Source organism: Nitrosomonas eutropha (assembly GCF_003201195.1).
GTDB lineage: Bacteria > Pseudomonadota > Gammaproteobacteria > Burkholderiales > Nitrosomonadaceae > Nitrosomonas > Nitrosomonas eutropha.
In genome coordinates, this window is record NZ_QICQ01000011.1 from 21,185 (window position 1) to 33,198 (window position 12,014).

Sequence of the window (12,014 nt, forward strand, 5' to 3'; positions counted from 1 at the left end):
TGAAGCGGATAAGGTTACCACCGCCGTGTCGATGGCAGGAATCGCGCCTTCCGGATAACACCCAGCAGAATCTCCGGCTGACGGATAATAAGCTGCACCTGATTTTGAACCTGTGCCAGTTGTGAGCATGCCTGCGTCAGATCGGTCAGCACCAACCGTACATCCAGTACGCATGCAGCTCCCGTTCAAACCAGTCTCGCACCAGGCTGGCAATGGTGCCGCAATCGCTGACAGATTGCTCGGCCACCCGAATCTGCAGTCTGGCTTCCAGCAAGATGAAGTAATGCTGCGCCATCGCTGCTTCAACCCGTGCCGCAGCCGCTTTCAGGTCAAAATTATCCGTCAGTGCCTGATCGATGAGCTTGTGTAAACCGGTCATCAAAGGATCACGCCCAGCCCGATTACATGGCTTGATCGGATTCGTCCGCTGCAACCTGGGCGAACCATTGATCCGAAATGGACAAATCAATGTCGCTGAGCTCACGCGGCGGCGGTGTGGTGCAGCCATGAATGAACAACAGCAGACACAACACGATAACCGGCCACAATTACTTATGTTGGTGAATTCAATAAGACGATTCCTGTTGACGACTGCTCACACTGAAACGAGCCTGCCGCTTTTTCATCCAGATAATAATGCCGGTCACCGATAGCAGGACAATGACCAGACCGAGCACACAGACAAAAATCCGATAAGGCAGCCCAAATACATTGGCCATGTGCAGGGCTTTGAGCCAGGTGGTCACGGTGTTGCCGCTGTATTGGCCGCTTGGCAGCAGTGCCAGTTTGAGCTCACCTGAATTGGCATCGAAATATATACTCGTCCTTCCCTGCTTATCCTGTATCTCTTTGGAGCTGCGCACGGTGTAGACATACACCCCATTCATACGATTCAATGCCAGGGCAACCACCCGTTCAACCGCGAAATCATGTTGATCTGCCTGTTCAGCCATCAGTTTCTCTGCGATGGATTGTGCTTCCCGCCAGTTGATCTTGGGCGCAGCCAGCGGAATCTCCCGCTTTTCCAGTTCAGTCCAGGGAGCTTTGAATTCAAGCACTGCACGCGTCGTCCAGGTATAAACCGTATCCCACATATTCATGTAAACGCTGGACCAGGCGAAAGTCAGCAAAATCAGCCATAGCCACAGGCCGCTGGCACGATGCAGATCGAAATTGAGTTTGTAAGGGCTTGATCGCCAGCGGATTTTCCAGGCAGGCTGCCAGCGTTGCCACCAGGAAGAGTGAACAGAAGCCATTGACGTGGATTGGCGGCGGCGCTGCGGCAGGGTCAGATAAAACCCGACAAAACAGTCCAGCGTCCAGATCAGGGCACAAATGCCCAGCACCCACATGCCAAATGAACCCAACGCAAGGGCGTAATGTAGCTGGTAAATGAATGACATGAAATTGGTCATTCCTTCCGAAATTGCGCCGAATTGGCGCCGCACCAGTTCTTCACCGGTATAAGGATCAAGAATGATCTGATCGAATCCTAGTTCACCTGGCTGACCAGTTTTGTCCAGGCGTGTGCTCACGCCAGCCAGTGTGGCGCCCTGATTGCCTTCCAGTGCAATAACATCAACCTGGCCATGAGAAGCAATGCGCTGCTCGGTTAGTTCAGCCAGTGTGGCGACATCCAACTTGTGCGCCAGCGTTTGTTTGGGATAAAACTGGGGATTGATCAGCTGTTCCAGCTCAGGGTAAAACGCCAGCAGACTGCCGGTAATACCCACGATGATCAGAAAAGAGGCCATGACCAACCCCGCCCAGCGGTGCAGCCAAACCCAAAAAGAGCGTTTTAATGTCATCATGTATGATTAATTATTTAACTAACTTTAATTACAATGGTGCCCAAACACAGCACCAGTGTTTGTTATATACCGATTATCCTTTCAAATCCGTTAATTTAGAATGCGACAAATTGTCGCATTAGTGACTAATATTGACCTGTCTGGGCCTTTCGATTCAGGGTACCTTCAGACAACAGCTTCTTCGATAGCGAGAAGCAAACGAAGAAGACGTGATAGGGGTCGCCTAAGAAAATGGAAATAAAGCACGCTAAGGCCGGCATGCTACCTGCAGCACCCGCGCTGCTGTATCGGCGGACATGGCACCGATCCGAACGAGCAGAGCACGCGGCAGTAATAGTACGTTTCCACTTCAAGCAATTAGCTTTGATCTGGTTAGGTGTGTAACCAGGAGGGAAGGTATCATATTGCGGTAAAGAATCCGTAATCTCGTACCACGGTGCTTCTGAGTGAACAAACAGGTGGCAAGTAGGCCTGTTACCCGGATCATGATCAAGTATTCCAAGTGCAAGGCCTGGTTCTTATCGCTGTGAGGAATATTTGGTGAAGATATTCGAACCACAGACTGAGCAGAAGCCCCTGTGTTCACCTGGAAATGATTCGTAGAAGCGCAATCAGTTCCTCGCCTCGTACCCATCGAAGATTCGCTGTTTTTACTCGTCCTCGTGCTCTGAAGGCTGCTCCATGAGCTTTACGGCACATGGAACAGTGACAAAACAGCATGTCGTGAACAGGACCATCGATTTCAAGGATGATGCTTTGACATAGACAACTTGCACGAAGAATCACCGCGCCTCCTCGGATACTTAATAAGTTGCATATTGCGCGACGTCCTGAAACCGTTTAGCTGTCAGTCGCAGTTATTCCTGGTTTAGAAAGATTAAATGCAGGCTCGTTTGCAGTTATCTCTGGGTTGCGGGGGTGAATAGATGCGGCTATTGCTGGCTGAAAATTGCGCTGAATGCTAGTTTGACCCTGTTTCAAATGCAGGCTGTTACAGCTAGTTATGGCACATCGAGAAGGGATTTAACTTGTCCGACAGATGCGTTGGACAAATGACCACAAGTTCTTCAAAAAAGTTCGGAATTGTTAGTTACTGTAACTTATTGATTATACTGATAAATTTTAAAAATAACCGTTATAAAAGCCCCGGAAACGCTCATCAATGGAGTAGTGATTCCTGTGTGGTTCCCATCATGCCACGCGAGCCAGGCATGATGTCCGGCACCGGACACAATTATGTTAAACAAGCCTAACAGCAGTAGACAATATACCGTTTACATTACCGATCGACTGCACGTAGCGTAATTTGATGTTATCTGGAACGGTGAATGCAAAGGTCTGGTCAGACGCCAGCCCGTTAAGAAATGTCAGTGCTGCAGCAGAGAAGAACAGAGGATTATGCTCGTAGCCTCCTGGCATCAGTTGTAAAGGGATCGCAGGTGAATTAAAAGAGGCCGGCGTTGCCCTGACTGCAAGATCGTACAGCAGATTATTGGTGAGATTAAGCAGCACGATTTGATCAGTACCGACCAGATCGGATGGTCGGGTAAATTTTCGACACGCAGCAGCGTGGCCAATGCGCCATCTGGTGCCTGACTGTGCAAAGTATCAACATGACATCAGCAAGCACTGGACCGGTAACAATCTCAAACATATCTGGCTCGGTAAGGTCGATTATTGGAGCGGTAATCCTCGTTCATAGGTGCGCCAGGAGTAAAATCGGCCAAACTATCGGGAACATAATTATAGGGATTATGGATCCATGGACCGTCAGATTTTAATGGAGCAAAAGCTCTGCTGAAAAAATCTGAATTTCAGCATAAAATCATTGCCGAGAAGATGAAGAGTGATCTTAAAACTGAACGTAAACATGCTCGAATTAGAGAGCAACAACCCGTTTAGCTTCAACAAGAAAGGCAGGCGCGTAAAGGTTACGGCGTACTTTTAAACTGTCACCAAGCCCCGTTTGGCTTTTTACGGCAGCTTCTAATCTGAATTACGGAGACGAAGCGCGTTAAAGACTACTGAAGCAGAGCTCAAGCTCATCGCCAATGCGGCAAACATGGGGGAGAGTAAAAGGCCGACAAACGGGTACAGCACTCCAGCTGCCAACGGCACGCCCAGAGCGTTGTAGATAAACGCGAAGCCTAGGTTCTGCTTCATATTGGCAACTGTTTGCTCGGATAGGTGACGTGCAATCGAGATGCCGCGCAAATCTCCTTTGACCAGTGTTACCTGCGCACTGTTCATGGCTACATCCGTCCCAGTGCCCATCGCAATGCCCACGTTGGCTTTTGCTAGTGCCGGAGCATCGTTAATACCATCGCCAGCCATAGCAACAACCCGACCTTCAGACTGAAGTTTTGTCACCAGGTCAAGCTTGTCAGCTGGTTTGACCTCGCCATGCACCTCATCAATCCCTAATTGCTGCGCAACGGTTTTGGCCGTAGCCACGCCGTCTCCTGTTGCCATGATGATACGAATTCCGGCATCTTTGAGGTCTTGCACAGCCTCCGGTGTGCTCTGTTTAATCGGATCTGAGACGGCCAGTAAGCCTGCCAGTTGACCGTCTGTTGCCAAATACATGACGCTTGCCCCCTTTTCGCGCAAGGACTGGGCCGTACCGGCCATTGCTGTGACATCAACGTTTTCTTGCTGCATCAGCGCAGTATTGCCCAATACAAGGTGTTTTCCTTCGACTTGACCTCGAACGCCAATGCCGCTACTTGATTCAAAATCATTAGCGGTACTGAGTGCAAGATCCTTCTCGCGAGCAGCATTCACAATGGCATGTGCAAGCGGATGCTCGCTGCCCTGGTCCAAGCTCGCAGCGAGTCGCAACACTTCATCGGCTGTCGTATGACTGGCGGGTACAGCCTGCTCGAAAGTCGGCCGACCTTCTGTTAACGTGCCGGTTTTGTCGACAATCAAGGTATCGATCTTGCGGAAGTTCTCAATGGCAGCTGCGTCGCGAAACAGCACGCCTTGTGTCGCGCCCCGTCCGGTTGCTACCATAACGGACATTGGCGTGGCGAGTCCCAGTGCGCATGGACAAGCGATAATCAGCACGGAGACAGCATTGATCAAGCCATACACCCAGCTTGGCTGAGGGCCGAACAAACCCCAAATAATCAGCGTGGCCACGGCAATAACCACTACAGCCACCACAAAATAGCCGGCAACGAGATCAGCCATGCGTTGCATTGGCGCACGTGAACGTTGTGCCTGCGCAACGAGCTGCACAATTTGCGACAGCACAGTGGCAGAACCCACCTTCTCTGCGCGAATGACCAGAGCGCCAGAGGTGTTCATTGTCGCGCCAATCACCTTGTCACCGGCGCGTTTGCTCACGGGAAGTGATTCGCCCGTCAGCATGGACTCATCCAGAGAACTGCTGCCCTCTTCGACTATACCATCGACCGGTACTTTTTCGCCGGGACGCACCCGTAAACGGTCGCCCTCATGAACGTGGGTTAATGGCACATCTTCCTCTGTGCCGTTCGGGTTAATGCGCCGCGCCGTCTTCGGCGCCAAACCGAGTAGCGATTTGATTGCTGCTGACGTTTGTGATCGAGCCTGTAGCTCAAGGAGCTGACCCAGAAGCGTCAACGAAATAATCACTACCGCTGCTTCAAAATAAACGGCGATTCGCCCCATGGACATGAAGGTTTCAGGGAAAATTCCTGGCGCTAGCGTTGCCACAGTACTATAGACAAATGCAGCCGCCGTACCGAGACCAATCAGCGTCCACATATTGGGGCTGCGGTTGACAACCGATTGCCAGCCCCGTACAAAGAACGGCTGCCCTGCCCACAATACCACCGGGAGCGATAACACCAGCTCTACCCATGTTTGCGTAACCATGTTGAACCACCCTAGCTGGTGACCGAACATCGCAAGCACCGCGACGATGATAGTAAAGGGCAGCGTCCACCAGAATCTGCGCGTAAAGTCTTTTAGCTCGGGGTTGTCGTCTTCAAGGCTGGGCATCAAGGGTTCGAGCGCCATGCCACACTTCGGACAGCTCCCCGGATGATCCTGTTGTATTTCCGGATGCATGGGGCAGGTATATATCGCTCCTGCCGCTGGAAGCTCTGCTGCAGTATGAATTTCGAGTGGACCTAAATAGGTTTCGGGAGTGACCTTGAATTTTTCCATGCACTGGGTGCTACAAAAGAAGTAATCCTTGCCCTTATACTCCACGGTTTTTTGTGGATTGGTTTGTGACACCTCCATTCCACACACAGGGTCCGTAAATGGTTTTTCTGAGTTATCTTCGTGTGCTGTAGTGTCTGTGAATACGGCATGGGAACAGTGATCATCATGTTGATGGTCATGATGCTCGTGTTGAGGGGGGGTATCGGTACGCATATGCGACTCCTTATTTAGGGTCTGTTCCCATCACATGGGTAACCACAGAAAGGCACAGGCCATAGCCACGAGGCTTTCGTAGTTTTTTGAGTTTACCAAAGCGCGAGGCCACCGCCCAGAACTGATTCAATTGTGCAGAAAATATTTTCTACCAGGTGTCGGTATCGGTACAGTCCTCGGGCCGGATCTGCATTACCTGTTTTGGAGTTCCACTTCTCTGGAATGACTGTCTTGGCACCTTGTTGTTCGATTTGATCACGTATGGCCTGATTGTCATAGTCTTTGTCTGCAACAATGGATTGAGCTGCACCCACACTGGTGAGCCTTGATATCGCTACCATCGATGAAAACCCACTCCGTGTCCACCAGAGCCTGAAATACCTTGAGCCATTTTCCACTGGCAGATCAGGCGGTGAATCGTTTATAAACCTTGTTCCAGCTCCCGAATGCCTTGGGTAAATCTCTCCAGGAACAACCAGTGCGCATGCGGTACAGCATGCCTTCGACAGTCGTACGCAAATCTTGCTTGTTGTAGAGGTTATTGTGAAGCAAAATGGTCAGTGGCTTCGACCAGAACTCAGCATTGATCAGTAATTGGGGCATTGCAAGCTCGTATTACCGGTGAGAGCTACAACGACACGAGCTTGCTTCTTTAAATCAATATTGAGATTAAACAGGAATAGACCCTAGTGATTGGTCAAGTAATTTCAAACACTCAGGAGTGCCAAGATGCGAGGTTTTTTCGTAATGGTATTTTTATGCCAGCAAGTGACGACGAAGATTTTCTGAATTTAGCTCATTTTCTTCCTCTTTCACATCGACTAAATTCAGAAAATCTCCCTTCCAGAAAAAATCCGCAACTTATTATTTCTTAATGCCAAGTTAGATTTTCTGTCAAGTATTTATTTAGCTAATCTTTTCAAAGGCATCGAATTCAACCTCGTAGCGAGGTTCAGGACGCTTAAATAGATATTCGCCGTTGCGGATAGATGCCAATACGTCAGCCCGTTGGCGTACGGCCTCAAATGGCGATTTTGCATTCAAGACGATAAAGTTAGCCGGTTTACCCACCTCGATGCCATACTGATCTTCAACATTCAGCGTTTTGGCACCGTTGGATGTAATTAGATTGAGGCATCGATCTAATTCATCGAACGACATTGTCTGTGCCAGATGAATACCGTTATCCAGGATATTCATCATATTTCCATTACCTACCGGGTACCAAGGATCATTGATGGAATCCTGGCCAAAACAGACATTGATACCGCTCTCCCATAATTCTTTCACGCGGGTGAGACCACGACGCTTTGGGTAGGTATCTTGTCGGCCTTGCAGATAAGCATTTTCGGTTGGTAAAGAGATGAAATTCAGCCCTGACTTTTGGAATAATCTCATCATACGAAAAGCATAAGCATTATCTGCGGAGCCAAAAGAGCAAGTATGGCTGGCCGCTGTGCGGGAGCCAATACCTTCAGACATCACCAGTGCGTTGAGCAACTCAACAAAACGGCTCATAACATCATCGGTTTCATCGCAGTGAACATCGATCAGTTTGTTATATTTAACGGCTAACTCTACGGTTCGGTGGATGGATTTTTCGCCGATCTCGCGCGCCCATTCGAAATGCGGGATGGCCCCGACGCAGTCTGCGCCCATTTTCAACGCTTCTTCAACCATTTCTTCGCCGCCCTTATAGGCATACATCCCTTCTTGCGGAAAAGCTACAATCTGGATGGTAATACTGTCTTTGAGTTGCTCGCGTATTTCCAGCATAGCTTTCAAACCTGTCAGCTTGGGGTCATCTACGTCAATATGCGTGCGGATAAACTGGACACCCTTGGAGACCTCTTCATTAATACCTTTCAACGCGCGTTCCTTGGCCGCTTCGAAGGTTTGAGTTTTTTTCACATCATGCCAGCGTGCAATACCTTCAAACAGTGTGCCGCTTGAGTTCATGGCCCCATCGTTTTTGCCAGTGTATACATAATCCAAATGCAAATGGGCATCCACATAGGGCGGGATTACGAGTCGACCCTGAAGATCAATCTCCTCGTCGGCCTTGGGCAGGTTTTTTCCGATCTGCTTGATCACCCCTTTATCGACTGAAATCTCACTTGTTTCATCGTGCTGTCTATAGTGGACCCCTCCGTCAAGACAATAATGTATCGAGTTTAAGAGGGTAACCTTCTTCATGCAGCGGAACGGCGCTGCCCCGGTTTTCGGTTTCTTTTTTTGTTTCTACTTCTGTGTGAGATTTTTCTTTCTCACTATATTTGTCCACAATCCTTGCTCCGCCACCACTCGCTGTACGGTATACCTGATCTGGCGTGTCGTAGCCCAGCGATTGGTGCGGTCTTTCTGTGTTGTAAAGCACAAAGTATTCTGTCAGACCTATCAGCAATTCAGGCATCGTGACGTAACCTTTCAGATACACGTCCTCGTGTTTGACGCTGCGCCAGAGCCGTTCCACAAAGATGTTATCCAGGCCCGGCCACGCCCGTCCATGCTGATGGCGATTTCTTTTTTTAACAGCACGCCAGTAAAAGCTTCGCTGGTGAACTGGCAGCCCTGATCGGTGTTGAATATCTCGGGCGTTCCATATGTCTGCAATGCCTGCTCCAGGCAGTCCACACAGAATCCGCTATCCAGCGTATTCGATAACCGCCACGACAGCACTTTACGCGAGTACCAGTCGATCACGGCCACCAAGTACACGAACCCGCGTGCCAAGCGGATGTATGTGATGTCCGTACTCCATACCTGATTGGGGCGGATCACATTCACGCCTCTGAGCAGGTACGGATAAACTTTGTGCTGCGGGTGCGGGCGGCTGGTATTCGGCCCCGGCGCCATGCCGGCAAGGCCCAGTATGCCCATCAACCTCTGTACGCGCTTGCGGTTGATCTTGTAACCTAAACCACGCAGATAATGCTTGATCTTGCGGCTGCCGTAAAACGGATGACGTGTGTATTCGGCGTCAATCAGTCCCAGCAGTGCCAATTCCTGCTCGTCCGGTTTTGCGGCCATGTGCGGCGCATAGACCGTGGAGCGGTTAACTCCCGCCAGTTCGCATTGCCGGGTCAGCGCCAGTGGTTCGATGGCGCTGACCCATTGCTTGCGGTTTTCTACTGGCTGATCCCGGACTTTTTTTTGAGCCAGTCCAGTTCCATCTTCAACCGCCCGATCTCGGAATACAGGCGCTCCGGGCTAGCTGACGGGTCGGCAGGCTTTGGGCCGCGCTTGGAATCAAACAGGCTGGATGCCTGCTCTTGCAGCTCCTTCTTCCACATACCAACCTGTGTCGGATGAACCCCAAACTCCTGGCCAATTTCGTTAACCGTCTTGATGCCACGGACCGCTTCAAGTGCTACCTTGGCCTTGAACTCGCCACTAAAATTCTTGCGCTTCGTTTCGCTCATAACCTGCTCCTCAGTTGCAGCAGGTTACCACCTTAATTTATTGTCTGAAAATCGGGGGCCACTATACGGTGTGGGTGAATTGTTACCAGGTTTTTGACGTCGCAACTCCGTTTGGCGGGTTTAAACAATCTGGAATCGGCCGTGAATTGGGATCTTATGCCCTTGATAACTACACAGAAGTCAAAAGTGTTTATGTCTCGTTAGAATAACGAGCTGAGACTGTAAAATCTATTGTGTAAGCGTCCGAGCCTTCATCCCCTGTGAAGAAATTTTCCATGACTACTGACAAATGAATTAACTCGGCCTGAACCAGTTGCAAGTCCATATTGGCCGCTTGGCAAAAAATATCAAATCTGAAGCAGATCTGGGTAGCCTGCCCAGCAGCTAGTTAAAATGACCGTTGAAGCAGTCCTTGGAGCCGAGCTGGACGAGCATCTTGGGTTATGCCAGGCATGATCCTGCCGGGCGTGGTTCAGATAACCGCCGCAACGGCACATCATCCAAGCAACTGAAGGGCGCTCATGGCAAGGTTGGTATTGAGGTGCCCCGTGACCGGGCTGGTACTTTTGAGCCACAGATCGTGCGCAAGGGCCAGACGCGTCTAACGCAGATGGATGACCAGATTCTGGCGCTTTACGCCAAGGGCATGAGCACGCGCGACATCGTTGATGCGTTCAGGGAAATGTACGACGCTGATGTGTCGCCTACCCTGGTCTCCAAAGTGACAGAGCGCGTACTGGATGCTGTGACTGAGTGGCAGAATCGCGGGCTGCAAGATATCCTGATTGCCTGCGTGGACGGACTCAAGGGTTTCCCCGATGCTATCGCTGCTGAATACCCGCAGACACGCGTTCAACTGTGCATTGTGCAGCATGTGGTGCGCAACTCACTGAAATACGTATCCTGGAAGGATTACAAGGCCGTTACGACCGCTCTGAAGGAGGTTTGCCAGGAGCGCGCCCACCGAAGGGGCAGCGCAGCTTGCTCTGGAGCGTTTTGCCGAGTAGTGGGACAAGCAGTACCCGCAAATCAGAAAATCGTGGAACACCCACTGGCCCAACCTGATTGCCCTGTTTGATTATCCGCCTGAGATTCGTAAGGTGATCTATACGATCAATGCCATCGAGTCGCTCAACAGCGTCATCCGCAAGGCAACCAAACAGCGCAAGGTGTTTACACAAAAAGCTTTACAGGCTCTGCTTAACCGGGTTGTCCGGTTTTGCTTGACCAGGTCAAACTCGTTTCTTTCATCTGGATTTTGTTAATAAATTTTACAAGAGAGAAATCACCAATTTAAAAAACTAAACGCTACTGAGTTATACTTACAAGATGAACTATAAATAAGGCATCTGGGTCAATATAGCCTGCTATAACAAAAACAGCAGTAATTTGTATACTTATATTTGGAGATCATTAAAATGAATCGAAGCTATTCAACAGTTGCTCATAGCGCATCATCTGCTTTAACGACTAACAAGGTATTGCGTAACACTTACATGCTGTTATCGTTAACGCTATTGTTCAGCAGTCTAACTGCAGGGCTTTCAATGTTCTTAAATATGCCACCGATGACATATTTAATTTCTGTGATAGGTGCCATGCTGATTGCAATGTTTGTATTACCTCGTTTTGCCCAATCTGTAGCAGGAATCGGAATTGTTTTTCTGATTACAGGTTTATTGGGATTTGGATTAGGTCCCATGTTAACCATGTATGCTTCTCTGCCTAATGGTGGCGATATCATTACATTGTCACTAGCGGGCACGGGCACGATATTTATAGGATTATCTGCCTATGCTCTTTTCACACGAAAAGATTTTAGTTTCCTGGGTGGGTTTTTGATGGTAGGTTTTTTGTTAGTTTTACTTGCTGCTCTGGCAAATATTTTCTTACAAATACCTGCAATGTCATTAGCGATATCAACTGTAGTTATTCTCATCATGAGTGGTTTCATTTTATATGACACGAGTCGTATTATTCATGGTGGCGAAACTAATTATGTGTTAGCAACAATCGGGTTATATATGACCATTTTCAATATCTTTATCAGCTTGATGCAAATTTTAGGGATTATGGGTAATGATGATTAGTTGTCAGCTACTTTAGCTAAACAAAGCCCCGGTCAAGCCGGGGCTTTGTTTTTAGAGTGGAATAAGTGGAAGGAACAGAGGTTTGGGTATGGATTGGATGCAAATTGGCTCTGCGTTAGCGTTAATAATGTTCTTAATAATTTTATTTCCTAAAGCGCTGGAAATGATGAAGAACAGCCCTAAAGCGACTTCTTCGGATTGGAAGGCTGTTATCGTTCCTCTGATAATAATTATTTTATTTATTATGTTGTTAATTAAGTTAGTTTAAGTTAAGTTTTTCTGGTACTGGATAGTGTAGTCATGAGGCTAAAGATATGAAA

General features: G+C 49.0%; 10 protein-coding genes and 3 pseudogenes. 4 read left to right on the top strand and 9 right to left on the bottom strand.

Features of this window, described 5'->3' with window-relative positions:
* Positions 1–14: 14 nt before the first annotated feature.
* The 9 genes and pseudogenes from C8R14_RS13350 to C8R14_RS05605 all read right to left on the bottom strand — a co-directional run.
* A complete protein-coding gene (locus C8R14_RS13350; protein ID WP_160803617.1) occupies positions 15–152 on the bottom strand; it encodes a hypothetical protein in 138 nt (45 codons plus the stop codon).
* Positions 146–508, bottom strand: coding sequence for a hypothetical protein (locus tag C8R14_RS13355; RefSeq protein WP_143000386.1), 363 nt, complete (start codon positions 506–508; stop codon positions 146–148). The genes C8R14_RS13350 and C8R14_RS13355 overlap by 7 nt, the downstream gene beginning before the upstream one ends.
* A gap of 58 nt (positions 509–566) precedes the next feature.
* Positions 567–1,811 (bottom strand): PepSY-associated TM helix domain-containing protein, encoded by a 1,245-nt coding sequence (locus C8R14_RS05575; RefSeq protein WP_011634770.1) that lies wholly within the window; start codon positions 1,809–1,811, stop codon positions 567–569.
* A gap of 582 nt (positions 1,812–2,393) precedes the next feature.
* The gene (locus C8R14_RS14365) at positions 2,394–2,597 is read right to left on the bottom strand and encodes a GFA family protein (RefSeq protein WP_074456288.1); all 204 of its coding nucleotides are present in this window, start codon (positions 2,595–2,597) and stop codon (positions 2,394–2,396) included.
* 453 nt (positions 2,598–3,050) lie between these two features.
* Complete coding sequence (locus tag C8R14_RS05585; RefSeq protein WP_011634769.1) at positions 3,051–3,323, bottom strand: hypothetical protein; 273 nt, start codon at positions 3,321–3,323, stop codon at positions 3,051–3,053.
* Between the two features lie 474 nt (positions 3,324–3,797).
* The gene (locus tag C8R14_RS05590; RefSeq protein WP_011634768.1) at positions 3,798–6,182 is read right to left on the bottom strand and encodes a heavy metal translocating P-type ATPase; all 2,385 of its coding nucleotides are present in this window, start codon (positions 6,180–6,182) and stop codon (positions 3,798–3,800) included.
* A 30-nt stretch (positions 6,183–6,212) separates the two neighbouring features.
* Positions 6,213–6,785: pseudogene (locus C8R14_RS05595) on the bottom strand (transposase).
* Between the two features lie 303 nt (positions 6,786–7,088).
* Entirely contained in the window at positions 7,089–8,378 is a 1,290-nt protein-coding gene (codA, locus tag C8R14_RS05600; protein ID WP_041353531.1) for a cytosine deaminase, read from the bottom strand.
* 76 nt (positions 8,379–8,454) lie between these two features.
* A pseudogene (locus C8R14_RS05605) lies at positions 8,455–9,604 on the bottom strand (IS3 family transposase); the annotation flags it as partial.
* A 74-nt stretch (positions 9,605–9,678) separates the two neighbouring features.
* On the opposite strand from C8R14_RS05605, the gene C8R14_RS05610 reads away from it, so the two are divergent.
* The 4 genes and pseudogenes from C8R14_RS05610 to C8R14_RS05625 all read left to right on the top strand — a co-directional run bounded on the left by C8R14_RS05610 (position 9,679) and on the right by C8R14_RS05625 (position 11,962).
* Complete coding sequence (locus C8R14_RS05610; RefSeq protein WP_277985858.1) at positions 9,679–9,813, top strand: aldehyde dehydrogenase family protein; 135 nt, start codon at positions 9,679–9,681, stop codon at positions 9,811–9,813.
* A gap of 95 nt (positions 9,814–9,908) precedes the next feature.
* Positions 9,909–10,779, top strand: a pseudogene (locus tag C8R14_RS05615) (IS256 family transposase); the annotation flags it as partial.
* A 243-nt stretch (positions 10,780–11,022) separates the two neighbouring features.
* A complete protein-coding gene (locus C8R14_RS05620; RefSeq protein ID WP_011634760.1) occupies positions 11,023–11,694 on the top strand; it encodes a Bax inhibitor-1/YccA family protein in 672 nt (223 codons plus the stop codon).
* An 88-nt stretch (positions 11,695–11,782) separates the two neighbouring features.
* Positions 11,783–11,962, top strand: a complete 180-nt coding sequence (locus C8R14_RS05625; RefSeq protein ID WP_041353530.1) for a hypothetical protein — start codon at positions 11,783–11,785, stop codon at positions 11,960–11,962.
* Positions 11,963–12,014 lie beyond the last annotated feature (52 nt).

Coding starts and splice junctions, on each gene's coding strand:
- C8R14_RS13355 (WP_143000386.1), bottom strand. CDS start 508: ATGGCTGCACCACACCGCCGCCGCGTGAGCTCAGCGACATTGATTTGT.
- C8R14_RS05575 (WP_011634770.1), bottom strand. CDS start 1,811: ATGATGACATTAAAACGCTCTTTTTGGGTTTGGCTGCACCGCTGGGCG.
- C8R14_RS05590 (WP_011634768.1), bottom strand. CDS start 6,182: ATGCGTACCGATACCCCCCCTCAACACGAGCATCATGACCATCAACAT.
- codA (WP_041353531.1), bottom strand. CDS start 8,378: ATGAAGAAGGTTACCCTCTTAAACTCGATACATTATTGTCTTGACGGA.
- C8R14_RS05620 (WP_011634760.1), top strand. CDS start 11,023: ATGAATCGAAGCTATTCAACAGTTGCTCATAGCGCATCATCTGCTTTA.
- C8R14_RS05625 (WP_041353530.1), top strand. CDS start 11,783: ATGGATTGGATGCAAATTGGCTCTGCGTTAGCGTTAATAATGTTCTTA.